Genomic DNA, 22,297 nt, shown 5'->3' on the forward strand with positions numbered 1-22,297 from the left:
TGGCCATGCTCTCGGTGCTCGACATCTTCCGGATCGGGATCGGCCCCTCGTCCTCGCATACGGTCGGCCCGATGCGCATCGCAGGGATGTTCGTCCGCGCGCTGGCGAAGGCGGGCAGGCTGGAGCGCACTGCGCGGGTGACGGCCGAACTGCAGGGCTCGCTCGCGCTGACCGGGGTCGGGCACGGCACGCTCGACGCGACCATGCTCGGGCTGTTGGGCTTCGCACCCGATGCGACCTGCCCCGACGAGGCCGGCTCCGCGATTTCAGCCTTGAAGGCGAGCGGGCAAATGGCCCTTGGCGGCAGGCACGAAATTGCCTTCGACCCGCAGGCCGATATCGAGCTTGCCGGGCATGTCATTCCCGCGTTGCACCCCAACGGGATGGTGCTCGCGGCATTCGACGGCACGGGGGCACCATTGCTCCGGCGCAGCTACTACTCGACCGGGGGCGGTTTCGTTGCCTCCGAGGCGCAGCTGAAGCGCAAGCCGAAGGACGACCGGATCGCCGCCGGCACCAGCGTGCCGCACGATTTCGGCTCGGCAGCGGAGTTGCTCGCGGCCTGCGCGGCGAACCATGTCCCGGTCGCCGACCTGGTGCTGGCAAACGAGGATGCGATGCGCCCTCGCGAGGAGACCCTCGCCGGGCTCGACCGGATTTCCGCCGCGATGGACGCCTGCGTCACCCGCGGCCTGTCGCAGCGGGGCATCCTGCCGGGCGGGCTCAAGGTCGAACGGCGCGCGCCCGACCTGTGGGACAAGCTCTCCGCCAACCCGCAATCGAACGAGCGCGAGCAATTGTTCGACTGGCTCAACTGCTTCGCCATGGCGGTGAACGAGGAGAATGCGGCGGGCGGCCGCGTGGTCACCGCGCCGACCAACGGGGCGGCGGGGATCATCCCCGCGGTGATGCGTTTCTATTGCCTCGATGCGGATGCCCAGCCGTGCCGCGACAGCCGCCGGACCTTCCTGCTCACCGCCGGTGCCATCGGCCTGCTCTACAAGCAGCGCGCCAGCATCTCGGGTGCGGAAATGGGCTGCCAGGGCGAGGTCGGCGTGGCCTGCTCGATGGCGGCGGGCGGGCTCGCGGCGCTGTGGGGCGGATCGCCCGAACAGGTGGCGAGTGCGGCGGAGATCGGGATGGAGCACAATCTCGGCCTCACCTGCGATCCGGTTGGCGGGCTGGTGCAGGTGCCGTGCATCGAACGCAATGCGATCGGCGCGGTCAAGGCGGTCAACGCCGCACGGCTGGCGCTCCACCGCACCGGCGCGGAAAGCTGCGTCAGCCTCGACCAGGTGATCGAGACCATGCGCCAGACCGGGCTCGATATGTCGTCGAAATACAAGGAAACCAGCCAGGGCGGGCTGGCGGTCAATGTGATCGAATGCTGACGAGCCGCTGGAGATTGTTTCAGTTACACTGAAACGACGCGGGCCGGTGCCGTTTCCACGCAGATAGAGAAGATTCTAGGGGCGAGGCAGAGGTCCTGGCTCGGCATGCGTTTCGACCGCCCGAATGTGCTCGGGCAGGCCGAAACGGAAATGCACCGCGCCCTGCCAGATCGACTGGTCGAACAGCGGCATCATCCCTGCGCGGGTCGCGGCATCGAACTGGCTTTCATGGCAGCCCACCGCGCGGGCTGCGGCGGCGAGATCATCCGGCCCGTATTCGATCGGGATATCGAGCAGGGCAGGATCGGTGACGGCCCAGGTCTGCATCTCCGGCACTGGCGGCAGCGTGCCGGCACGGATCCCGGGGAACAGCAGTGCCGGACGGTCGTCGCCCATCGCCTGGACCAGCTGCGTGGTCAGCGCGCTGACCATCCGGTGGTCGGCGTGGCCGTATCCGCCGTCGGGCCCCCAGGTGAAGACCATCTCGAAATCGCCCTCAGCGAGGATCGGGCCGAGCGCTTCGGCGAACTTCTGCGCCGAACTTTCGGGATGGTGCGCCGCCACGCCCAGCGTGCCGTCGCCCAGCCGCAGGAACCGGGCTTCGGGACCGCCCAGCGCCGCCATCGAACAGCGCGCCTCGCCTTCGCGCAGCTCCGCCAGCGCCGCGCTGCGTTCCATATCCGTCACCCCCGGCCCCTGATCGCCGCTGGTGGCGAAGACCACCGTCACGGGTTGTCCCTTGCGCGTCGCGCGGGCGATGGCAGGCGCGACGAACACCTCGTCGTCGGGATGCGCCATAACGAACAGCAGGCGCGGCTTGGAGGCTGTCTCCTGCGCCTGCGCGGCGAACCCCGTCAGCAATGCCGCTACGGCAATCGTCCATCCTCGCACGGCCATCCGCAATCTCCTTGGCATCCTTGCGGCAGACTGCATAACAGCGGCGGAGATAACAAGTTTGCGGGAGAACTTTGTGACCATGCTCGAACGATTGCAGGCGGGCTTCGGCTCCTTTCCGGGCATCCTTGAAGCTTGGGCGCAGACGCAGCCCGAAGCCCCCGCGCTGCGCGACGATCATGCCGAGCTGACTTGGGGCGAGATGGCCGACCGGATCGAGCGCACCGCTGCGCGGCTGGTAGAAACCGGGCTGCAACGGGGGCAGTCGGTCGCGATCCTCGGCACCTCGAGCATCGAATATGCGCTGGTTTTTCTCGCCGCCGTGCGCGCAGGCGGGGTGGCTGCGCCGCTCACGACCAGCGCCAGCCGCGAGCAGCTCGAGGGGATGGCGCGCGATTCGGGGGCGCGGCACCTGTTCATCGACGCCGCCAAACGCGTGGAACTGGGCGAGGATTTCATGCCCGCGCTCGATCGCATCGCGTTGGAGGATCTGACCGGCTGGATGGCGCCTGCGGGCACCAGCGCGCCCGCGTTCGAGCCGGACCCGAAAGACCATTTCAACATCATCTATTCCTCCGGCACCACCGGGGTGCCCAAGGGCATCGTCCATTCGCATGCAATGCGCTGGCGGCAATTCGCGGCGACTGCGGCAAGCTTCCTCGAGGCCGGACTGCCGGTGCGCTCGCTCGCCTCGACCCCGCTCTATTCGAACACCACCATGGTCGCCTTCCTCGCGCCGCTGCTGGCGGGCGGGATGGTGCGGATCATGGGAAAATTCGACACGGCAGAATGGCTCGAACACGCGCAGGCGGACCGGACCACGCTGACCATGCTGGTGCCGGTGCAATACCAGCGGCTGATGGACGAGCCGCGCTTCGACCAGTTCGACCTGTCGTCGCTGGCGCTCAAATACTGTACCTCGGCGCCCTTCTCCGCCGAACTGAAAGCCGAAGTGCTGCGCCGGATGCCGGGCGGGCTGATCGAGATCTATTCGATGACCGAGGGCGGGGTGGTCTGTCTGCTCGCGTGCCACGAGTTTCGCGACAAGCTGCACACCGTCGGTCGGCCCGCGCCGGGCAGCGAACTTAAGGTGCTCGACGACGAGGATCGCCCCGTGCCGCCGGGCGCAGCGGGTAACCTCATCGGGCGTTCGCACACGATGATGGCGGGCTACAAGAACCAGCCAGACAAGACCCGCGAAGGCTACTGGACCGATCCCGACACGGGAGATGTCTGGCAGCGGATGGGCGATATCGGGCGGGTCGATGCCGACGGTTTCGTCGAGCTGGTCGGCCGCGCGAAGGACATGATCATCTCGGGAGGGTTCAACATCTTCCCGGTCGATCTCGAGAACGAGCTGCTGAAAGAGGATCCGGTACTCGAAGCCGCAGTGATCGGCGTGCCGAGCCGCAAATGGGGCGAAACCCCGGTAGGGTTCGTGCGGCTGGCGGGGGCGGCGGATACCGCCGCGATCATGGCGGCGGTCAACAGCCGGCTGGGCAAGACCCAGCGGCTCGCGCAATTGCATGCGATCGACGACATGCCGCGCAGCCATATCGGCAAGCTGCTCAAGACCGAACTGCGCGAACGGGCGGACGCGCTCGGTTTGCCGGATTGATCTGCCGGAGAGGGGGGGACGCGACCGCCCGGATGAGGGGGAGGACTGAGTTTCCGGACGGCCGCGTCTCGCATTTCGCCAGGCAGGCCTCGGTGTCGCACCGGGCATCTCCGCGATGGCCAGACATCCGCACGGGGGGGTGTTCGGATGCCTGCTCGCCGGAGACAGTGGGAGGAGAGGGGGTTCCTGTCGTCCGGCTATGACGCTGAAATAAAATTTCGCACCGCTTTTCACAAATGAGAAAACATCCAGCACAGTTGCGAAAAACGCAACTTTGCGAAGAGTCGCCGCACGCGAGCTGCTCGTGCTTGACGGGCATCGCTCGGTCCGCCCGCTGGACACGGCCAAACCTGCGCCTTAACGCGCCGCCATGGACGACGCGCACATCTCCGATTCCGCCCTTACCGATTCCATCCTGATCGTCGATTTCGGCAGCCAGGTGACCCAGCTGATCGCGCGCCGAGTGCGCGAGGCTGGGGTCTATTCCGAGATCGCGCCTTTCACCCAGGCCGAAGCGGCGTTCAAGCGGATGCGTCCCAAGGGCATCATCCTTTCCGGCTCGCCCGCCGGGGTGCCGGAAGAAGGCAGCCCGCGCGCGCCCGAAATGCTGTTCGGGGCGGGCGTGCCGATCCTCGGCATCTGCTACGGCCAGCAAGTGATGAGCCACCAGCTCGGCGGCGAGGTGCGGCCGGGGCACGAGGTCGGCGACGGCGGCGAATTCGGCCGCGCGTTCCTCACCGTGACCCGGGACTGCGCGCTGTTCGACGGGCTGTGGAACGTCGGCGAGCGGCACTTGGTGTGGATGAGCCACGGCGACACGGTGACCCGCTTTGCGCCCGGCTTCGAGATCGTTGCCACCAGCGACGGCGCGCCTTTCGCGGTGATCGCCGATGAGGAACGCAGATTCTACGGCACCCAGTTCCACCCCGAGGTGGTCCACACGCCCGACGGCGGCAAGCTGCTGGCGAACTTCGTGCACAAGGTCTGCGGCCTCAAGGGCGACTGGACCATGGCCGCCTACCGCGAAACCAAGGTCCGCGAGATCCGCGAGCAGGTAGGCAGTGGCAAGGTCATTTGCGGCCTCTCCGGAGGGGTCGACAGCTCGGTCGCGGCGATCCTGATCCACGAGGCGATCGGCGAACAGCTGACTTGCGTCTTCGTCGACCACGGGCTGCTGCGCCTCAACGAGCGCGAACAGGTCGAACGCATGTTCCGCGACCACTACAATATCCCGCTGGTGGTGGTCGACGCCGAGGAACGCTTCATGGCCGGGCTCGCCGGCGAGACCGACCCCGAGAGGAAGCGCAAGTTCATCGGCGCCGAATTCATCGCGGTGTTCGAGGAAGAGGCGAACAAGCTGGGCGGGGCGGATTTCCTCGCGCAAGGCACGCTCTACCCTGACGTGATTGAAAGCGTCAGCTTCACCGGCGGGCCGAGCGTGACGATCAAGAGCCACCACAATGTCGGCGGCCTGCCCGAGCGGATGAACATGGCTCTGGTCGAACCTCTGCGCGAACTGTTCAAGGACGAAGTCCGCGAACTCGGCCGCGAGCTGGGCCTCCCCGACATCTTCGTCGGCCGCCACCCCTTCCCCGGCCCCGGCCTCGCGATTCGCATCCCCGGCGAAGTCACCAAGGAACGCTGCGACATCCTGCGCAAGGCAGATGCGATCTATCTCGACGAGATCCGCAAGGCCGGGCTCTACGACGCGATCTGGCAGGCTTTCGCGGTGCTGCTGCCGGTCAAGACCGTCGGGGTGATGGGCGACTACCGCACCTACGACAGCGTCTGCGCCCTGCGCGCGGTGACAAGCACCGACGGCATGACGGCCGATGTCTATCCGTTCGATGCGGCGTTCCTGACCGGCTGCGCAACCCGCATCGTCAACGAAGTGCAGGGCGTGAACCGGGTGGTGTATGATTATACCTCGAAGCCGCCGGGGACGATCGAGTGGGAGTGATTTGATGTTGTTGTGGAGCCTACTCTTAGCTTCTTCACCGTTGGCAGCGGTGGACGATCTTCAGAAGGGGTGGTGGCTAATAGGCGGTGACACGGGAAACGCCTTCTTTGCGCATCGAGGTTCGATCTCTGGATCAAGGACAGCGCGAAGAGTCGATTTGATCCGCGTACTCCCAAGAACGGTTGGAATCCGTGCTCAAAGTATGACGTACGAATTCGATTGCGATGCGGGGCGTTCGTCTACCCTCCGTCTTGAAGGTCTCGCATCGGACGGAACTAACCTCGGATCGCTTCTTGACGAGCTAGGCACCGACAATCTTGTGCAACCAAATACTTTCGGTGCTTATGCCTTGCAGTTCGCTTGCTTTGAAGCGGAGAAAAATGAGCCAGATCTTGGATATGCGACGATGCTCTCTCCGATCCAGACTGCCGATCACTTTTTCAGGTTGATCGGAATTGGGTTGGATCGTGAAATCGCGGCGGGGCTAGCTGGCTACGACGCGGAGCGAGCACCGCTGACATTCGAGATGGTTCTTAACGCTCTCGTTCCCACTGACTTGCATCTCTATGTTCGCGCCATCAAGACCCCGAACGCGAGCGTGGAGTGAGCTCATTCGGCGCTTTCTCTATCGGCATGATTTGAGCCGGCCAGTTGATTCGTCGAACATTGACCAACCACCTTGGTCAAGCTACTTGGCCAAGCATGACCATCCACGTCAATATCGGTGAAGCGAAGACGCGGCTCAGCGAGCTGCTGCGCGCCATGCGCGCAGGGGAGCGGGTGATCATCCAGCGCGATGGCAAGCCCGAGGCGGAGCTGGTGCCGCCGCGTATCACCCAGCCGCTGACGCGCGAGCAGATCGCCGAGCGGCGCCGGTCGGCATTCGGTATGTACAAGGATGCATTCAAGGGTGCCGACCTGGGCCTTGAGGCGATCAAGCGCGATCGGGCAGACCCGGACGAAGATTACGAGCGCAAGTTTGGCCCTTCTGCTTGATACCCATATTCTGGCGTGGTTTGCGGCCGGTGACATACGCCTGAAACCGCATGCGCTCGATGCGATCCTCAATCCCGATACGCCGCTGTTCGTGAGCGCGGTGGTTGCGTGGGAATATGTCGAGCTGGAACTGCGCGGTAGGTTCCATGGGGCAGCGCCGCTGGGCGCGCTGCTCGAACGTCTCGGTGCAGCGACGCTCGATTACCCCGCCGAACTTTGGACGCTTGCTGCAGCATTGCCTCCGATCCATCGCGATCCGGTCGACCGGATGCTGGTCGCGCACGCGCTCGCGCTGGATATGCCGCTGGTGACGGCGGATGCCGATATCCGCCGCTATCCGATCCCGACCGTGTGGTGACATGATCCTGCTGCGCGAGCCCGGCCTGCTGTTCCTCAAGCCGCACAAGGTGGCCGGAACGTCGTTCGAGATCGCGCTGTCGGCCTTCGCCGGGCCGGACGACATCATTTCGCCCCTCGGGCTGCGCGGGCGCGAGGACGAGGCCACGCGCAAGGCGCTGGGCTTCGCCGGGCCGCGCAACTATCGCTGGCCGTTCCACCGCCTGCCCTACCTGCCGCAGGGCGAATGGCGCATCGCGCGCCGCCAGCGCCAGTGGCCGGGGCGCTTTCGCAGCCATCTTTCGGCGCAGCTCGCACGCGAGCGGCTGGGTGAGGCACTATGGCAGCGTGTGACCAAGGTCTCGATCGTCCGCAACCCCTACGAGACTGCGGTCTCGACCTATTACTGGCAGCGGCGCGAGGGCGAGAGCTTCGCCGACTTCTGGCGGCGCAATGCCGGGCGGATCGGGCGCAACAACCACAGCTACCTGATCGGCGGCGACGATGTGATCGACCTCTACCTGCGCTACGAAGCGATGGGCGAAGGGATCGCCGAGCTCGAACGGCGCTGGCCGCAGCTTGCCGGGCTGGGCGGCACCTTCGCTTCGCTGACCGCCAAGGCGGGCTTCCGACCGCGCGATCGGTCGGTCGCGTCGCATTTCGCCGACGCCCCTGAAGTCGCCGCGCTGGTCGAACGCGAATGTCGCTTCGAACTCGACCGGTTCGGCTATTCGCTTGATTGCGCTACGGGTCGGCCATGACGCTCGATCCGCCGACCCCCGAAAACCTTGCCCGGCTCGGTCTTCGGTTCGAGACTTTCGAGATGCACAGCGGATTGCGCAAGGGCGAAGCAGCCCTGCGCTTTCCCCATGCGGCGACCGGCAGCGCCATCGAGCCTGCCGACTGGCTGGCGGCGAAGCACGCTGAGGGCGCGATGCATGAGCCCGGCCTCGTCGCGTGGCTCTTTGCACTCGGCAGCGCGCTGGGCAACGCGCCGGTACGCCTGTTCGATATCGGCGCGGCCTATGGCTATTTCTCGGCCCTCGCCACGCTCGCCTTTGCCGATATCGACATCGTTGCGGTCGAACCCGATCCGGCGCTGGCTGGCTATGTCGCGAGCGTGCTGCGCGCCAATCGGCTGGCCCGCGCGCGGGTCGAGAACGTGCTGCTGTCGGATGTGGCGGGCAGCGCCGAACTCGACCGCCGCAATTTTCACTACCTCCCCGCAGGCACGGCAGTCAGCCCCGGCTACGCCCGGCACAAGATCGAAATGCGCACCCTGCTCGATATCCTCGGCGAGCCTGACGCGCGGCGCGATATCCTCAAGATCGACACCGAAGGCTGGCAGGCGCGCTTCCTCCCGCCCGCTACCCCCGCGCTGATCGCGCGCGAGGCGGTGCTGCTGCTCGAATGCGACCGGGCGGACAAGCTCGCCCCGCATGGCGGCACCAATGCGCAGCTGGTCGCGCCCTTTGTCGCGGCGGGATACGATCTGCTGTGGTGCGACCATCGCGATCCGGCGTTCCGGGTGGAGCATCTGCCCGCCCTCGGCCCCGGGCACGAGCGCAATGCGCTCGCCGTCCTGCTGCCACCGGGCTTGCATCCTGGCACGATCTCGTCGAATCTCGTGCGAGACGAATGAACGAAGAGCAGGGATCACCATGAGCTGGGAAGACCAATTCGCCGAGGATGCCGACCGGCGCGAGGGCGAGGCGAGCGGCAGGTCGCGCACGCTCACCGTCGGCTGGACGGTGCGGTTCCCGCAAGGCGGAGATGCGATCTGGGCCGCGCCCAAGGCCTTTTCCCGCACCGATCCCAAGCCCGCCTCGGCCAAGTCGGTCCAGGTCTGCCCGGCGGCGATCGATTTCGACCGCCGGCATTTCGTGATCCCCTGCCCGATCGACATCACCCTGTCGTTCCAGCGCCAGCCGAACGGCCAGTTGCAGATGGTCGATGCCGATGGCGAGAAGTCGGGCATGCGGCCGCAGGGGCGCGCGAACATGATGATGCTCCACCCGCAAAGCGAGTGGCGCCATCCCGAGCGCCCGATCATCCAGATCGTCGCCCCCTATGTCTTCGTGGCGGACGAACCATGCTACATCGTCCAGACTCCGCCTTATCTCGACTGGCTGCCCGAGCCGCGCCCCGGCCTGCAGATGGGCGGCCGTTTCCCGGTCCATATCTGGCCGCGCCCCTTGAGCTGGGGTTTCGAATGGCACGATTTGTCGAAGCCGCTCAAGCTGAAGCGCGGCGAGCCATGGTTCTACGTCCGCTTCGAAACCGAGAACCCGGCGGCGCATGTCCGGCTGGTCGAACAGGAGCGCACGCCCGAGCTGGAGAAGTATCTCGATTCGATCATCGACGTGTCGAACTACGTCAACAAGACCTACAGCCTGTTCGGCGAAGCGCGCCGGATCAGGCCGGACAGGTTGCTCAAGCCGAAGGGGTAACCGGCCTTATTGCGCAGGCCCCCGAGCAAGATCGGCCTGCTCCAGTCCGACCGCTTCAAGCGCTCGCGCGCTCACCGGGGTGAGACCGCTTCTTGCCGGGAGGTTGTCGGGGGTCTTGATATCCCACGCAAGGCCGAGCTTCTCGAGCAGTTGGACGAAGTTCCAACCCGGATCGATCTGGCCCATGTAGAGGCCATGCCGCGCCGAGGCGGGGAAGGCATGGTGGTTCGAATGCCAGCTCTCCCCCATGGTCGGGATCGCCAGCCACCAGACATTCGACGCCTGGATTGCGGCATTGTCGACCGACCAGTCGTCCGGCTCGCCGGTGTGCGCGAGATAGGAAATGCACCAGTGCATCGATACGCAGGCGGCGACACGGACGAACACGCCCCACACCACCCACGGCCAGCCGCCGAGCCAGAACAGCAAGGCTGCGAGTGGCAATTGGTGCAGCATCCATGTCCGCTGCAAGAAGCGATAGAAGGGATCGTCTGCGATGTCCGGCCCAGGGGCGAACTGTGGCGGGTTCTCGAGCACGATCCTGAAATTGAGGTAATAGAATCCTTCGAGCAGGAAGGGTTTGCCGTGCCGCATGAACCAGTGACAGTCGGGCTGGCGTTGCGCCCAGTCGCGGGTGTCGTGAAGTCGCACGGTCCAGATTGGCCCACCCATGCCAACCAGTGTCCCGGCATAGACCAGCACTCGCTCGAGCCATTTAGGACAGTCGAAGCTGCGGTGGATCAGGCGTCGGTGGAACCCGACCGAATGACCCATGCAGAGGGTAATTGCCGACAGCGATAGGAATACGATCACTGCGCTCCAGCTGAAGAAAAGCGGGCCAAGCACGATCGCACCCGAGAACATCGCCGTGTTCCAGAGCGAGCGCGGCCAGTCCCACACGACATGCCCATCAGCCGCGTTTGCTGTCTCCAGGCCGGACAGCGAATTGACCCGGAATGCCCCGCTGGCTGCTTCACCCGAAGTGGCGCTCATGCCGCGTCTCCCTCTCCCTCGCGCGCCAGCTTGCGTTCGGTCGCGAGGGCGCGGGCCTCGGGGCAGAAGGGGGTGAGGAAGGCATAGAGATTGTTGGCCAGCTTGTCGGCGGCGATCGAGTAGATCACTTCCTGCCCGCGCTTCTGGCGGTGGAGCAGCCCGGCTTCGTGCAAGACCGCGATGTGCTTCGAGATCGAGGGCATCGCCATGTCGAACTTCGACGCGATCTCCCCCACGGTCATCGGCCCGCCCGCCAAGTGGTTCAGAATGCGCCTGCGCGGCGTCGATGCGAGAGCCTTGAACGCCTTTTCCATAGATAGTTTCCTAATTAGGAAAGTTTCTATGTGCAAGCCCGAATGTCCCTGCGCACAGTGCTCGTCGTAACCGAAGTTCCACTGCTTCCTCCAACATCCCTCAATGATTTGTCATCCCCGCGAAGGCGGGGATCCACGGCGGGCGCTGTCCTATGGATTCCCGCTTTCGCGGGAATGACAGTGGAGGAGAGACCGCAAGAGGGTGCGAGCGCCTGTTTGAAGGCGAGATCCTCGTGTGCGATTTTGGCCGACTGCGGAATCAGCCGGAGAACGCCACCCCCGTAAGCTCCTCCGACCTCGTCCACAGCGCCTGCGCCAGCGCTGCGTCGCACACATGCGGGTGGACTCCGCCATGGGGGACCTCGGGGCCGGCGGGCGCGGCGATATTGCAGTTCTCGCAATAGACCCCGCCCATGCCATCGAGCAGCGGCGAGACGGCGCACCATACGCTGGTCGAGGCGCCTTCCTCGACCGACTTGAAGCCGGCGTTGACGTTGCCTTCGTCGTCGTACCAGCCCATCGCGCGCTGCTCTTCCATCGTCAGATGCCGCTGGAGCGGGGTGGCGATGCCGCCGGGATGGACCGAAAAGGCGCGGATGCCGTGCGGATCGCCCAGGGCGTCGAGCTGGAGCGCGAACAGCGCATTGGCGCTCTTGGCCGCGCCATAGGCGGGCCATTTTTCGTATTCGCGCCGTTCCCAGTTGGGATCGTCGAGGTCGAGCCCGTTGAGCCGGTGCCCGATCGAGGAGAGGCACACCACCCGCGTGCCCGGACCCGCCGCCCTGAGCAGCGGCCACAGCCGCGCGGTGAGCTGGAAATGGCCGAGATGGTTGGTCGCGAACTGCATCTCGTATCCGCGCGCGTCGCGCATCAGCGGGCTGGCCATGATTGCGGCGTTGTTGACCAAGATGTCGAGCCGCTCGATCCGCTCTGCAACCGTTGCGGCGAAGGCGTCAATCGAGGCCGGTTCGGACAGATCGAGCGGCAGGATCGCGATATCGCCGGCCATCCCGTCCAGCACTGCATGCGCCTGCTCGGGCCGCCGCGCGCCGACGATCACGCTCGCCCCGGCGCTGGCGAGCGCGCGCACGGTCTCGGTCCCGATCCCGGAGTAACCGCCGGTGACGAGCACGGTCTTGCCCGTGAGGTCGACGCCGTCGACCACCTCCATCGCGGTCGAGCGATAGCCGAAAGGCGATTCGATGGGCTGCTGCGGCGAGGTCATGGGCAAACTCCTGCTTGTGCGCGGGTCTCTCTTCGGTAAGGCTAGTCCCGAAATGCAACCGGCCCAAACGGAAAAGTGGCCGGGCAAACCGGGAGGAAAGACGCGATGAAAACCGCCATCACCGAAATGTTCGGCATCGAGCACCCGATCATCCAGGGCGGGATGCACTATGTCGGTTTCGCTGAAATGGCAGCGGCAGTGTCCAACGCGGGCGGGCTGGGGATCATTACCGGGCTGACGCTGGGCACGCCGGAGAAGCTGGCGAACGAGATCGCGCGCTGCAAGGATATGACCGACAAGCCGTTCGGGGTGAACCTGACGTTCCTCCCCAGCCTGACCCCGCCCGACTATCCCGGCCTTGTCAAGGCGATCATCGACGGCGGGGTGAAGGTGGTCGAGACCGCCGGGCGCAACCCGGTGCAGGTGCTGCCCGCGCTGAAAGGGGCGGGGATCAAGGTGATCCACAAATGCACCAGCGTACGCCATTCGCTGAAGGCGCAGGAAATCGGCTGCGATGCGGTCTCGGTCGACGGCTTCGAGTGCGGCGGCCATCCGGGGGAGGACGATATCCCGAACTTCATCCTGCTGCCGCGCGCGGCGGACGAACTGGAAATTCCCTTCGTCTCCAGCGGCGGGATGGCCGACGGGCGCAGCCTCGTCGCCAGCCTCGCCATGGGCGCGCAGGGGATGAACATGGGCACCCGCTTCATCGCGACCAAGGAAGCCCCGGTGCACGAGAATGTGAAGCAGGCGATCGTCGCCGCGAGCGAACTCGACACGCGGCTGGTGATGCGCCCGCTGCGCAATACCGAACGGGTGATGACCAACGATGCGGTGGAGGACCTGCTGCGGATCGAGAAGGAAAAAGGCGATAGCCTCAAGTTCGAGGACATCATCGAACAGGTCGCGGGCGTCTATCCCAAGATCATGAAAGAGGGCACGATGGATGCAGGGGCGTGGAGCTGCGGCATGGTCGCCGGTCTGATTTACGATATCCCGACCTGTCAGGAACTGATCGACCGGATCATGCGCGAGGCGGAGGAAATCCTTGCGCGGATGAACGCGATGACCGCCGCCTGACGCGGTTTGCGCGCGATTGGCGCGAATCGCCGCTTTACGCTAACCCTGACGACGATGGGGGCATCACGGCAGGGGGAGTTCTGCCATGGCCGATGAATTCGAGACTGGCGAGGAAGTCTACGCCGGTTACCCGACTGCGCATGTCTACACGATCGGCCGGGATACGAAGACCAGGAAGGTCACGCTGAAAACCGCCAAGCATCTGCTGTGGGGCGACTGGACCGAAGTCTCCGACTACGATTTCATCGGCAGCGGCGATGGCGACAAGCTCAAACCGCCGCTGGCCGCCGCAGAACATGCCGAAGTGCAAGCGAAAATCGCGGGTATGGTCCCGGTCCGGGTGCGCGGCGTGTCGGGCTACATGTATCCGCAAGACCTGCAGCGCGAACGACTGCTCGAAGTCGTTTTCGTCGATGTCGGGCAAGGGGACGGTGCGCTCCTGGTCACCCCCGATGATCGCAAATATGTGATCGATGCGGGCGAGGGCGACAATATGTATCGCTACCTGCGCTGGCGGTTCCGCAACTTCGAGAAGGCGCACACCGATTTCGACGGGCTGATCATCACCCACCCCGACATGGACCACTACGAAGGCTTCCGCCGCCTGTTCGAAGACGGTGCGGTGCACGCCAGTAATGTGTGGCACAACGGGATCGTCGAGCAGTTCGGGGTTTCGGCGGCGGGCGACCAGTCGTCAGCCACCGACCACTTGCTCGGCAAGCGCGAGACCGCCAATGGGCAAAGCTATATAGTCGATCTGGCGACCGACGATGCGAAGCTCGGCGCCTTGCTGGCCGACCCGAAGCGCTGGGTGAAGACCAGCACCGGCAAGCCCAAGATGTACCCTGCCCTGCTCAACACGGCGCGCACAGGCCTCGATGCGGACGGGGCGCGGCGGTTCCCGAACATTGCCATGCTCTCGACTGCGCATGGCGAGATTTCGGGCGGGCGCAGCTACCTCCCCGGTTTCGCTCCGGGCAATCTTACCGAATGCGTGATCGAAGTGGTCGGGCCGGCAGTGGAACCGGCAGCGGACGGCACGCCGCGCCTGCGCACTTTCGGCGGGGAGCCGGCGGCAAAGACCACAGCGATGGACAGCGGCAAGACCAAGAACGGTCACTCGATCCTGCTGCGCCTCACCTATCGCGACGTGACCCTGCTGTTCGGGGGCGATCTCAACAGCCCGGCCGAATGCTACCTGATGAGCCGGGCGGCGGGCGGGGACTATATCGAGCCCGAAAAGCTGACCGCGCCGCAGCGTGCGGCGGTGCGGCAATCGGTGCGCGCCCGCTACGGGGCGGATGTGGCCAAGGCCTGCCACCACGGCAGCGCGGATTTCACCGACCTGTTCCTCTCCGCGATCAACCCTGCGGCCACCGTGATCTCCAGCGGCGACGAGGAAAGCCATGCCCACCCGCGCTGCGACACGCTGGGCGCGGTCGGGCTGCACGGGCGCGGCGAGCGGCCGCTGATTTTTTCGACCGAGCTGTCGCGCAGCACTCTCGAGTTCACCAAGCGCGAAGACACGCCGTGGTTTCAGGCCGCCAAATTGCGCGGGAAGCTCGCCGCGACGACCGATCCGGCGCAACGGGCGGAACTCGAAACCGAAATCGCCCGGCTCGAGGAAGAGGAAAAAAAGACCAATGTCACCGTCTACGGCTCGATCAACCTGCGTTCTGATGGGCGGAAGGTTGTACTTGCCTATATGCTCGAGAAGCCGTCAGACTCGCGGCGGTGGGACGTCTATCCGCTCGAAACCGACACGCTGACCGGCAAGCTGACCTATCTCGAGCGCGGCCGTGCAGAAGAGGCCGAAGAAGCGCGGCGCCGGGCTGCGGGCGGAGGCGGCTAGCTGTCGACCCGGCGATAGGGTACGAAGTCCCCGAGGAAGATGTTGCCGGTGTAAAACTGGTTGAAGCGGTCGATCGTGGTCACGATGTCCGTGCGGCAAAGCCTGCTCGCGCTGGTGCGGGTGACCAGTGTATCATCGTCGTCAATGTCGTCGGCATTGCGCGGGATGTTGACCCACAGCGTACCACCGCTCTTGTAGACCAGCGCCGTCCCGTCGATGATCGTCAGATCGGTCGACGGGAAATTGCGGATGCAGGACTGCGGTTCGCCCGCCACGCGGCCATCGAGCATTTTCTCTAACTTGAGCTGCCCTTCGGTCTTGGCCGGCTCTCCGGTTTCCTCGGCCTGCAACGCAGGCGCGGCGAGCAGCAATGCGGCACCGGCGGCGACCAATGTGGATGCGATCTTCATGGCTCAGGCCTCCTCTTTGGCAGGCTTGGTGTAGGGTACGAATTCGTCGAGAACCAGCACCGGGCCGCCCATCAGGCTGGTCCGGTCGCGCATCTCGACCTGGTCGAGCTCGCACAGGCTGCTGGTGAACTGGCGGAAGACCGGCACATCCCATTCGTCGAGGAACTGCGCATTGCGCGGTCGATTGACGTAGAGCGTCCGCCCGTCACGGAAGACCAGCGCGGTGCTGTCGATGACCCGCAGGCCATCGCGTTGTCCTGCGCGGAGACACCTGACGGGCTCACCCGCAACGCGGCCTGCAAGAAGCTCGGCCAGTTCGAGTTCGCCGGCGCTGGGTTTGTCGGCAGTTTCGTCGGCGATCGCAGGCGCGGCCAGCAGGGTCGCGGCGATGGCCAAGGGGAGTGCGTGTTTCATGGCGATACTCCTGTTGATCGAAGCATAGCACAGCGCGATGAATTTCGCCTGACTCGATTGTGCCGGGTCAGGCCGTCCCCCCAATGGTCAGCCCGCCGACCAGCAGCGTCGGCTGGCCCACACCTGCAGGTACGCTCTGGCCGCCCTTGCCGCATACGCCGACTCCTTCGTCGAGCGCCATGTCGTTGCCGATCCCCTCGACCTTGGTCAGCACGCTGGGACCGTCGCCGATCAGCGTCGCGCCCTTGATCGGCGCGCCGAGCCTCCCGTCCTCGACCAGATATGCCTCGGTGCAGGAGAAGGTGAAGCGTCCGGAGACGATATCGACCTGCCCGCCGCCGAAGCTCTTGGCGAAGATGCCGCGCTTCATGCGGGAGAGGAGCCCGGCCGGATCTTCCGCTCCGCCGCGCATGAAAGTGTTGGTCATCCTTGGCATCGGCGCATGCTGGTAGCTCTGGCGGCGCCCGTTGCCGGTGGGTGCCACGCCCATCAGCCGCGCATTGAGCCGGTCCTGCATGTATCCTTTGAGGATACCGTCCTCGATCAGCACGGTCTCACCGGTGGGCGTGCCTTCGTCGTCGATGCTGAGCGAGCCGCGCCGGTCGGCCAGGCTGCCGTCGTCGACCACGGTCACGCCGGGAGCGGCGACTCGCTCGCCGATCCGGCCCGAGAAGGCGCTGGTGCCCTTGCGGTTGAAATCGCCTTCCAGCCCATGGCCGACCGCTTCGTGGAGCAGCACGCCGGGCCAGCCGGGACCGAGCAGCACCGGCATTTCGCCCGCTGGCGCATCGACGCTGTCGAGATTGACCAGCGCCTGGCGCACCGCCTCGTCGATCGCGCGTTGCCATGCACCTTCGTCGAACAGCCGGTCGTAGAGATAGCGCCCGCCGAACCCGAAACTGCCCGTCTCCCGCCGCCCGCCCGCTTCGGCGACGATCGAAACGTTGAGCCGCACCAGCGGGCGGATGTCGGTCGCGACGAAGCCGTCGGGCCGGACGATCTCGACCACGCTCCAGCTGCCGAGCAGCGAAGCGGAAACCTGCGCCACGCGCGGGTCCTTCGCCCGCGCGATCGCATCGATCCGCTGCAACAGCGCGACCTTTTCCTCGAAGGATACCAGGTCGAGCGGGCTGGCGTCGGTGTAGAGATGGCGGTTGCTCTTGAGCGGGGGCGCGGGTTTCGTCCCCTGCGCCGGGTCGAGCAGCCGCAGCGTCTCGCCCGCCCGGCGGATGGCCTTTTCGCTGATTTCGTTGGCATGGGCGAAACCGGTCATTTCGCCCGACACGCCGCGCAGGCCGAAGCCCGAATCACGCGCATAATCCGCCGCCTTCAGCCGCCCGTCGTCGAACACGAAGCTCTCGCTCGCGCTGTGCTGGAGGTACAGCTCGCCATCGTCGCAACGGGTCAAGATGTCGGCGGTGATGCGCTGGGCATCCTCGGGTGAAAGTGTCTCGCCGTATAGCAGCGCGCGGGGATCGGTCGGGGTCATCGCCCCGACTATAGGGCCTGGAACCGGCGAATCCTAGCGGTGGCCCGGATCGGCACCTGCGGATATGTCGGACAGGCTGGCCTGGTCGGCCCCGTCGGCCGGCCCGTCTGCGAGGACGAAGCGCCGATCGCAATAGCCGCAGTCGACATAGCCATGCTCGTCGATCTCGAGATAGACCTTCGGATGGCCGAGCGCCGCCGGGCGGTAGTTGGCGCCGGTGCGGATATCCGTCGCCCCGTCGCAGCTGACGCGGCGGGCGGCGACCTTGACGGTTTCGGGCGGTGCGATGCTCATGCCACCGCCGATAGAGCCAAGCCGGGGGATTCGCAACGTCGGGTGAAACAGTCGTGCTACCAGCCCGAACATCCCCTTTGCACCCGGGCGCTAACACCCTATCGCATTACGCATGACCCAGCCGCCCGCCATCCGCATCGACAATGTCGTCAAACGCTATGCCGGGGTGAAGGGCGGCGAGGGCAAGCTGGCGCTCAAAGGTGTGAGCTTCGATGTCCCGCAGGGCGGCATCTTCGGTCTGCTCGGCCCCAATGGCGCGGGCAAGTCGACGCTGATCAACATCCTTGCAGGGCTCGTCACCAAGACCTCGGGCAGTGCGGAGATCTGGGGCTTCGACATCGACGAACAGCCCCGCAACGCCAAGCGGTCGATCGGCATCGTCCCGCAGGAAATCGTGTTCGATCCCTTCTTCACCCCGTTCGAGGTGCTGGAAAACCACGGCGGGTTCTACGGCATTCCGAAGGCCGAACGCCGGAGCGAGGAACTGCTCGCCGCGGTCCATCTGTCGGACAAGCGCGACGCTTATGCCCGGACCCTGTCGGGCGGGATGAAGCGCCGCCTGCTGATCGCCAAGGCGATGGTCCACTCGCCGCCGATCCTCGTGCTCGACGAACCGACCGCCGGGGTCGACGTCGAGCTGCGCGGCCAATTGTGGGAGCTGGTGCGCAAGCTCAACGGCGAGGGGGTGACGGTAGTGCTGACCACCCACTATCTCGAGGAAGCCGAGGAGCTGTGCGACGAGATCGCGATCATCAACCACGGCGAGCTGATCGCGCACAAGCCGACCCGCGAACTGGTCGGCATGGCGCGCGAGAAGATCGTCCGCGTGTCAGTCGACAAGGATCTCGCAGGCCCGATCATGGAGCAGGGCTTCGCCAAGGCCGAAGTGATCGAGCCGCGCACGCTCGAAATTACCTACAACCGCGACACCATGAGCGCGGGCCAGGTGCTGGGCGTGGTCCAGCAGCACGGCTACGGGATCGAGGATGTGACGACCCGCGAACCTGACCTGGAAGATGTGTTCGTCCAGCTGACCGGGGCGGGGTGATTATTCCCAACTTGTAGCGATCTGCAGATCTGTATATTAGTCAAAATGTGTAGAGAAATGCGGAGTTGCCGATGAATATGCAGCGAGGACGGCTTGTCAGTGGTGGGCGGCTTCAAGTCCCAGCGGAAATGCGCCGGGCGCTCGAACTTCAGGACGGTGACGAAGTCCGTATGGAGATCGTCGATGGTGAATTGCGCGTTATCCCATTTCGCGAGGTGATCAGGCGGGTGCAGGAACAGTTCCGGCGTGACGCCCCGCGCGGCGTGTCGCACGTCGACGACTTCATTGCCGAGCGCCGCGCCGAGGCGGAGAGGGAACTGGGTTGAACACGCCAGTCGCGGGCGTTCTCGACGCATCGGCGTTGCTTGCCGTTGTGCTGCGCGAGATTGACGACCAGCAAGCCGAACGATGGCTGCATCGGGCGAGCATGAGCGCGGTCAACCTGTCCGAAGTCGTCGCCCGGCTGTCGGACCTCGATTACGCGCCTGACATGATCGCCGATGGTCTGGCGGAGTTCGACCTCGACATTCATCCGTTCGACGCCGCCCAGGCCGAGCGCGCTGGCCGATTACGTGCGGCAACCCGCCATCGCGGGCTCTCGCTCGGCGACCGCGCTTGCCTCGCTCTCGCTGCAGAGCTCGGCCGGCCGGCCATCACCGCCGACCGCGCATGGGCCGAGTTCGATCTCGGCATTTCGATCGAGGTGATCCGCTGACATGACCCACGACGTCCTCATCATAGGGTCGGGTGCCGCCGGGCTCACCGCTGCACTGGCGCTGGCCGAAACGAAGAAAGTGCTCGTTCTCGCCAAGGGGTCGCTCACCGGCGGTTCGACCGCCTGGGCGCAGGGCGGAATCGCCGCGGTGCTCGATGCGGGCGATACCTTTGACGACCATATCCGCGACACCATGGTGGCAGGCGCGGGGCTCAACCGGCGCGAAACCGTGGAGTTCGTGATCGAGCGCGCGCCGCGCAGCATCGAACGGCTGGTCGAGCTGGGCGTGCCGTTCAACCAGCAGTCGGGCGATCTCCACCTCACCCGCGAGGGCGGGCACAGCCACCGCCGGATCGTCCATGTCGACGATGCGACCGGCTGGGCGGTGCAGGAGGCGCTGCTCAATGCGGCGCAGGCCAACCCGAACATCACAATGCTGCCCGGGCGCAGCTGTATCGACCTGATCACCGGGCGGCATGGCGAAAAATTCTCCGGCGAGGGGCGCGTATGGGGCGTCTACGCGCTCGACGAAGCGACCGGTACGGTCGAGAAACACCTTGCCAAGGCGACCATCATGGCGGCGGGCGGCGCAGGCCGCGTGTACCTCTTCTCCACCGCGCCGCGCGGCGCGACGGGGGACGGGATCGCGATGGCCTGGCGCGCGGGCTGCCGGGTCTCCAACATGGAGATGATGCAGTTCCACCCGACCTGCCTGTATAATCTCGACGTCAAGAACTTCCTGATCACCGAGGCGGTGCGCGGCGAGGGCGGGCATCTCCTCCACCCCGAAACCGGGCATCGCTACATGGCGGATTACGATCCGGAACGGATGGAGCTCGCCCCGCGCGATATCGTCGCCCGCGCCAACGACGACCAGATCAAGCGCTACGGCCTCGACTATGTCCATCTCGACATCAGCCACCAGCCGCCGGAATTCGTGAAGGGCCACTTCCCGACGATCTACGACAAGCTGCTCGGCCTCGGGATCGACATGACCAGGCAGCCGATCCCGGTGGTGCCCGCGCAGCATTACACCTGCGGCGGGATCCTCACCGGGCTCGACGCGCGGACCGACCTGCCCGGGCTGTGGGCAGCGGGCGAATGCACCGAGAGCGGCTTGCACGGGGCCAACCGCCTCGCCTCCAATTCGCTGCTTGAATGTTTCGTCTTCGGCGAAGCGGCAGCGCAGGACATCCTCGCGCACTGGGATGAACTGTCCGACCCGCCCGCGATCCGCGACTGGGACGAAAGCCGGGTGACCGACTCCGACGAGGAAGTGGTGATCAAGCAGAACTGGACTGAGATTCGCCGTTTCATGTGGAACTATGTCGGCATCGTGCGCACCACCAAGCGGCTCGAACGCGCGGCGCACCGGATCAAGCTGCTGCGCGAAGAGGTCGACGACTATTACGGCCACTTCCGCGTCACCACCGACCTGATCGAACTGCGCAACCTGCTGCAATCGGCCGAGCTGATCGTGAAAAGCGCGCTCGCCCGCCGCGAAAGCCGCGGGCTGCACTTCACCCTCGACTATCCCGAGACGCTGCCGGAGGCGCGGGATACCGTGCTGGTGCCATGATGATGCGCATTGCGCCATTGCTGCTGCTGGCCGGTTCGCTCGCTGTTGCGCCGGTTGCTGCGCAGGATCCCGCCCCCTCCGAAAACGAAATCGTCGTCACCGCGCAGAACTCGGGCGCGCCGATGTGGACTATTGATACGCCCAAGGGCACCATCGTGATGGTCGGCGAGATCAAGGCGGTGCCCAAGGCGACGCCGTGGTTTCCCGAGCGGCTCGAGCGTGCGACCGCCGGGGCGCAGCGGGTGATCCTGGGGCTCAAGCCCAAGGTCTCTCCCGGCGACGTGTTCCGGATCATCTTCGCCGGGGGAAAGATCACCAAGCTGCCCAAGGACACCGAGGCTTCCGACCATCTCTCGGAAGCCCAGCGCGCGCGGCTCGAGGGGTTCGAGCAGGAATATGACCAGGATTATTCGCGCAGGAGCTTCCTGATGACGTCGTTCGACCTGCTGTCGCGGCGGCTGGGCTTCGCGAAGGATACCGGCAAGGACGCGTCCGACATCGTCGAGCGCGCCGCGCGCCGCGCCGATGTGCCGAGCGAGCCGGTCGGCACGCTGCGCGGCGAGGACCTGCTCGACAATCTCGCCGAGGCTCCGCCCGCCGCGCATCTGCCGTGCCTCGATGCCGCGATGGACGCGACCGAGGCGGGGCCGGACATCGTCCTCCAGCGCGGCGAGGCGTGGCGCAGCTTCGACATTCCCGCGCTGATGGACAACCCGCTGGAGGTGGCGCTGGGGCGCTGCTGGCCGTGGGCCGACCAGCAGGTCGGCGGCGAGATTCGTACCCAATGGGTCGAGGCGATCGACCGCGCGGCGGGCGAGGACGGGGTGACCCTCGCGGTGGTCCCGCTCAGGGTGCTGGCGGAAGAGGACGGCGTGCTCGATCTGCTGGTGCGCCGGGGCTTCGACATCCGCGGGCCGGAGTGGCGCGCTGCCGAGACTCCAGCGTCCGAACCGTCACCCGGCACAGGGGCCAGAGATTAGCCGACGGTATCGCCTTCAGACACCCCCCACCTCCCCCTGCCTTCCATCTCCCTTGTCATTCCCGCGAAGGCGGGAATCCATGGGCTGAGGGTCCACCCTGGATCCCCGCTTCGCGGGGATGACAATGAGGGGAGGAAGGGGTGACAACGCGCGACAACCACAATTCGCGGGGATGACAAACGGTGGAGAATGTCCAACAACGGTCACACACCGTGTCTGCCATGAACCCGGTCGACAAGAAATAGACACCCGAGGAGAG

Annotated in this window: 24 protein-coding genes; 16 read left to right on the forward strand and 8 right to left on the reverse strand. The window is 65.6% G+C overall.

Annotated features, from left to right (window positions below; translation table 11 throughout):
- Positions 1-5: 5 nt before the first annotated feature.
- A complete protein-coding gene (locus tag NSO95_RS01195) occupies positions 6-1,391 on the forward strand; it encodes an L-serine ammonia-lyase (protein ID WP_257594661.1) in 1,386 nt (461 codons plus the stop codon).
- A 75-nt stretch (positions 1,392-1,466) separates the two neighbouring features.
- On the opposite strand, the gene NSO95_RS01200 is transcribed toward NSO95_RS01195, so the two are convergent.
- Positions 1,467-2,288 (reverse strand): PIG-L deacetylase family protein, encoded by an 822-nt coding sequence (locus tag NSO95_RS01200; protein WP_257594314.1) that lies wholly within the window; start codon positions 2,286-2,288, stop codon positions 1,467-1,469.
- Positions 2,289-2,367: 79 nt separating this feature from the next.
- On the opposite strand from NSO95_RS01200, the gene NSO95_RS01205 reads away from it, so the two are divergent.
- From NSO95_RS01205 to NSO95_RS01240, 8 genes are all read left to right on the forward strand, one after another.
- Entirely contained in the window at positions 2,368-3,903 is a 1,536-nt protein-coding gene (locus NSO95_RS01205; protein ID WP_257594662.1) for a class I adenylate-forming enzyme family protein, read from the forward strand.
- A 370-nt stretch (positions 3,904-4,273) separates the two neighbouring features.
- Entirely contained in the window at positions 4,274-5,863 is a 1,590-nt protein-coding gene (gene guaA, locus NSO95_RS01210; RefSeq protein ID WP_257594315.1) for a glutamine-hydrolyzing GMP synthase, read from the forward strand.
- A gap of 202 nt (positions 5,864-6,065) precedes the next feature.
- The gene (locus NSO95_RS01215) at positions 6,066-6,470 is read left to right on the forward strand and encodes a hypothetical protein (RefSeq protein ID WP_257594316.1); all 405 of its coding nucleotides are present in this window, start codon (positions 6,066-6,068) and stop codon (positions 6,468-6,470) included.
- A 95-nt stretch (positions 6,471-6,565) separates the two neighbouring features.
- Positions 6,566-6,859, forward strand: a complete 294-nt coding sequence (locus tag NSO95_RS01220) for a type II toxin-antitoxin system Phd/YefM family antitoxin (RefSeq protein ID WP_257594317.1) — start codon at positions 6,566-6,568, stop codon at positions 6,857-6,859.
- Positions 6,843-7,217, forward strand: coding sequence for a type II toxin-antitoxin system VapC family toxin (locus tag NSO95_RS01225; protein ID WP_257594319.1), 375 nt, complete (start codon positions 6,843-6,845; stop codon positions 7,215-7,217). The genes NSO95_RS01220 and NSO95_RS01225 overlap by 17 nt, the downstream gene beginning before the upstream one ends.
- Position 7,218: 1 nt before the next feature.
- Positions 7,219-7,956, forward strand: coding sequence for a hypothetical protein (locus NSO95_RS01230; RefSeq protein WP_257594320.1), 738 nt, complete (start codon positions 7,219-7,221; stop codon positions 7,954-7,956).
- The gene (locus tag NSO95_RS01235) at positions 7,953-8,837 is read left to right on the forward strand and encodes an FkbM family methyltransferase (RefSeq protein WP_257594321.1); all 885 of its coding nucleotides are present in this window, start codon (positions 7,953-7,955) and stop codon (positions 8,835-8,837) included. The genes NSO95_RS01230 and NSO95_RS01235 overlap by 4 nt, the downstream gene beginning before the upstream one ends.
- A gap of 19 nt (positions 8,838-8,856) precedes the next feature.
- Positions 8,857-9,645: a hypothetical protein gene (locus tag NSO95_RS01240; RefSeq protein WP_257594322.1), complete on the forward strand. Its 789-nt coding sequence runs from the start codon at positions 8,857-8,859 to the stop codon at positions 9,643-9,645.
- 6 nt (positions 9,646-9,651) lie between these two features.
- On the opposite strand, the gene NSO95_RS01245 is transcribed toward NSO95_RS01240, so the two are convergent.
- The 3 genes from NSO95_RS01245 to NSO95_RS01255 form a co-directional block, all read right to left on the reverse strand.
- Positions 9,652-10,638, reverse strand: coding sequence for an acyl-CoA desaturase (locus NSO95_RS01245; protein ID WP_257594323.1), 987 nt, complete (start codon positions 10,636-10,638; stop codon positions 9,652-9,654).
- Positions 10,635-10,952 carry an ArsR/SmtB family transcription factor gene (locus NSO95_RS01250; RefSeq protein WP_257594324.1) on the reverse strand — a complete coding sequence of 106 codons (318 nt, stop codon included), beginning with the start codon at positions 10,950-10,952 and terminating at the stop codon, positions 10,635-10,637. The genes NSO95_RS01245 and NSO95_RS01250 overlap by 4 nt, the downstream gene beginning before the upstream one ends.
- Positions 10,953-11,211: 259 nt before the next feature.
- Positions 11,212-12,177 carry an oxidoreductase gene (locus NSO95_RS01255; RefSeq protein WP_257594325.1) on the reverse strand — a complete coding sequence of 322 codons (966 nt, stop codon included), beginning with the start codon at positions 12,175-12,177 and terminating at the stop codon, positions 11,212-11,214.
- 105 nt (positions 12,178-12,282) lie between these two features.
- Between NSO95_RS01255 and NSO95_RS01260 the strand changes: the two genes are divergently transcribed.
- Both NSO95_RS01260 and NSO95_RS01265 read left to right on the forward strand, forming a co-directional pair.
- Positions 12,283-13,257, forward strand: coding sequence for an NAD(P)H-dependent flavin oxidoreductase (locus NSO95_RS01260; RefSeq protein WP_257594326.1), 975 nt, complete (start codon positions 12,283-12,285; stop codon positions 13,255-13,257).
- Positions 13,258-13,342: 85 nt separating this feature from the next.
- Positions 13,343-15,109 carry a ComEC/Rec2 family competence protein gene (locus NSO95_RS01265; RefSeq protein WP_257594327.1) on the forward strand — a complete coding sequence of 589 codons (1,767 nt, stop codon included), beginning with the start codon at positions 13,343-13,345 and terminating at the stop codon, positions 15,107-15,109.
- On the opposite strand, the gene NSO95_RS01270 is transcribed toward NSO95_RS01265, so the two are convergent.
- From NSO95_RS01270 to NSO95_RS01285, 4 genes are all read right to left on the reverse strand, one after another.
- Complete coding sequence (locus tag NSO95_RS01270) at positions 15,106-15,519, reverse strand: hypothetical protein (protein ID WP_257594328.1); 414 nt, start codon at positions 15,517-15,519, stop codon at positions 15,106-15,108. The two genes, NSO95_RS01265 and NSO95_RS01270, sit on opposite strands and share 4 nt — an antisense overlap.
- Positions 15,520-15,522: 3 nt before the next feature.
- Complete coding sequence (locus NSO95_RS01275) at positions 15,523-15,933, reverse strand: hypothetical protein (protein ID WP_257594329.1); 411 nt, start codon at positions 15,931-15,933, stop codon at positions 15,523-15,525.
- Between the two features lie 67 nt (positions 15,934-16,000).
- The gene (gene tldD, locus NSO95_RS01280; protein ID WP_257594330.1) at positions 16,001-17,422 is read right to left on the reverse strand and encodes a metalloprotease TldD; all 1,422 of its coding nucleotides are present in this window, start codon (positions 17,420-17,422) and stop codon (positions 16,001-16,003) included.
- A gap of 33 nt (positions 17,423-17,455) precedes the next feature.
- Complete coding sequence (locus tag NSO95_RS01285; RefSeq protein ID WP_257594331.1) at positions 17,456-17,716, reverse strand: zinc-finger domain-containing protein; 261 nt, start codon at positions 17,714-17,716, stop codon at positions 17,456-17,458.
- Positions 17,717-17,828: 112 nt separating this feature from the next.
- Between NSO95_RS01285 and NSO95_RS01290 the strand changes: the two genes are divergently transcribed.
- The 5 genes from NSO95_RS01290 (at position 17,829) to NSO95_RS01310 (ending at position 22,038) form a co-directional block, all read left to right on the forward strand.
- Positions 17,829-18,764, forward strand: a complete 936-nt coding sequence (locus NSO95_RS01290; protein ID WP_257594332.1) for an ABC transporter ATP-binding protein — start codon at positions 17,829-17,831, stop codon at positions 18,762-18,764.
- A 128-nt stretch (positions 18,765-18,892) separates the two neighbouring features.
- Positions 18,893-19,090 carry an AbrB/MazE/SpoVT family DNA-binding domain-containing protein gene (locus tag NSO95_RS01295; protein WP_257594333.1) on the forward strand — a complete coding sequence of 66 codons (198 nt, stop codon included), beginning with the start codon at positions 18,893-18,895 and terminating at the stop codon, positions 19,088-19,090.
- A complete protein-coding gene (locus NSO95_RS01300) occupies positions 19,087-19,479 on the forward strand; it encodes a type II toxin-antitoxin system VapC family toxin (protein WP_257594334.1) in 393 nt (130 codons plus the stop codon). Before NSO95_RS01295 ends, NSO95_RS01300 begins: the two co-directional genes overlap by 4 nt.
- A gap of 1 nt (position 19,480) precedes the next feature.
- Positions 19,481-21,058, forward strand: a complete 1,578-nt coding sequence (gene nadB, locus NSO95_RS01305; RefSeq protein ID WP_257594335.1) for an L-aspartate oxidase — start codon at positions 19,481-19,483, stop codon at positions 21,056-21,058.
- Positions 21,055-22,038 (forward strand): TraB/GumN family protein, encoded by a 984-nt coding sequence (locus tag NSO95_RS01310; RefSeq protein WP_257594336.1) that lies wholly within the window; start codon positions 21,055-21,057, stop codon positions 22,036-22,038. The genes nadB and NSO95_RS01310 overlap by 4 nt, the downstream gene beginning before the upstream one ends.
- Positions 22,039-22,297 lie beyond the last annotated feature (259 nt).

Source organism: Parerythrobacter lacustris (assembly GCF_024626475.1).
Classification (GTDB): Bacteria; Pseudomonadota; Alphaproteobacteria; order Sphingomonadales; family Sphingomonadaceae; genus Parerythrobacter_A; species Parerythrobacter_A lacustris.

Coding starts and splice junctions, on each gene's coding strand:
- NSO95_RS01195 (WP_257594661.1), top strand. CDS start 6: ATGCTCTCGGTGCTCGACATCTTCCGGATCGGGATCGGCCCCTCGTCC.
- NSO95_RS01200 (WP_257594314.1), bottom strand. CDS start 2,288: ATGGCCGTGCGAGGATGGACGATTGCCGTAGCGGCATTGCTGACGGGG.
- NSO95_RS01205 (WP_257594662.1), top strand. CDS start 2,368: ATGCTCGAACGATTGCAGGCGGGCTTCGGCTCCTTTCCGGGCATCCTT.
- guaA (WP_257594315.1), top strand. CDS start 4,274: ATGGACGACGCGCACATCTCCGATTCCGCCCTTACCGATTCCATCCTG.
- NSO95_RS01215 (WP_257594316.1), top strand. CDS start 6,066: ATGACGTACGAATTCGATTGCGATGCGGGGCGTTCGTCTACCCTCCGT.
- NSO95_RS01220 (WP_257594317.1), top strand. CDS start 6,566: ATGACCATCCACGTCAATATCGGTGAAGCGAAGACGCGGCTCAGCGAG.
- NSO95_RS01230 (WP_257594320.1), top strand. CDS start 7,219: ATGATCCTGCTGCGCGAGCCCGGCCTGCTGTTCCTCAAGCCGCACAAG.
- NSO95_RS01235 (WP_257594321.1), top strand. CDS start 7,953: ATGACGCTCGATCCGCCGACCCCCGAAAACCTTGCCCGGCTCGGTCTT.
- NSO95_RS01240 (WP_257594322.1), top strand. CDS start 8,857: ATGAGCTGGGAAGACCAATTCGCCGAGGATGCCGACCGGCGCGAGGGC.
- NSO95_RS01245 (WP_257594323.1), bottom strand. CDS start 10,638: ATGAGCGCCACTTCGGGTGAAGCAGCCAGCGGGGCATTCCGGGTCAAT.
- NSO95_RS01250 (WP_257594324.1), bottom strand. CDS start 10,952: ATGGAAAAGGCGTTCAAGGCTCTCGCATCGACGCCGCGCAGGCGCATT.
- NSO95_RS01255 (WP_257594325.1), bottom strand. CDS start 12,177: ATGACCTCGCCGCAGCAGCCCATCGAATCGCCTTTCGGCTATCGCTCG.
- NSO95_RS01260 (WP_257594326.1), top strand. CDS start 12,283: ATGAAAACCGCCATCACCGAAATGTTCGGCATCGAGCACCCGATCATC.
- NSO95_RS01265 (WP_257594327.1), top strand. CDS start 13,343: ATGGCCGATGAATTCGAGACTGGCGAGGAAGTCTACGCCGGTTACCCG.
- NSO95_RS01270 (WP_257594328.1), bottom strand. CDS start 15,519: ATGAAGATCGCATCCACATTGGTCGCCGCCGGTGCCGCATTGCTGCTC.
- NSO95_RS01275 (WP_257594329.1), bottom strand. CDS start 15,933: ATGAAACACGCACTCCCCTTGGCCATCGCCGCGACCCTGCTGGCCGCG.
- tldD (WP_257594330.1), bottom strand. CDS start 17,422: ATGACCCCGACCGATCCCCGCGCGCTGCTATACGGCGAGACACTTTCA.
- NSO95_RS01285 (WP_257594331.1), bottom strand. CDS start 17,716: ATGAGCATCGCACCGCCCGAAACCGTCAAGGTCGCCGCCCGCCGCGTC.
- NSO95_RS01290 (WP_257594332.1), top strand. CDS start 17,829: ATGACCCAGCCGCCCGCCATCCGCATCGACAATGTCGTCAAACGCTAT.
- NSO95_RS01295 (WP_257594333.1), top strand. CDS start 18,893: ATGCGCCGGGCGCTCGAACTTCAGGACGGTGACGAAGTCCGTATGGAG.
- nadB (WP_257594335.1), top strand. CDS start 19,481: ATGACCCACGACGTCCTCATCATAGGGTCGGGTGCCGCCGGGCTCACC.
- NSO95_RS01310 (WP_257594336.1), top strand. CDS start 21,055: ATGATGATGCGCATTGCGCCATTGCTGCTGCTGGCCGGTTCGCTCGCT.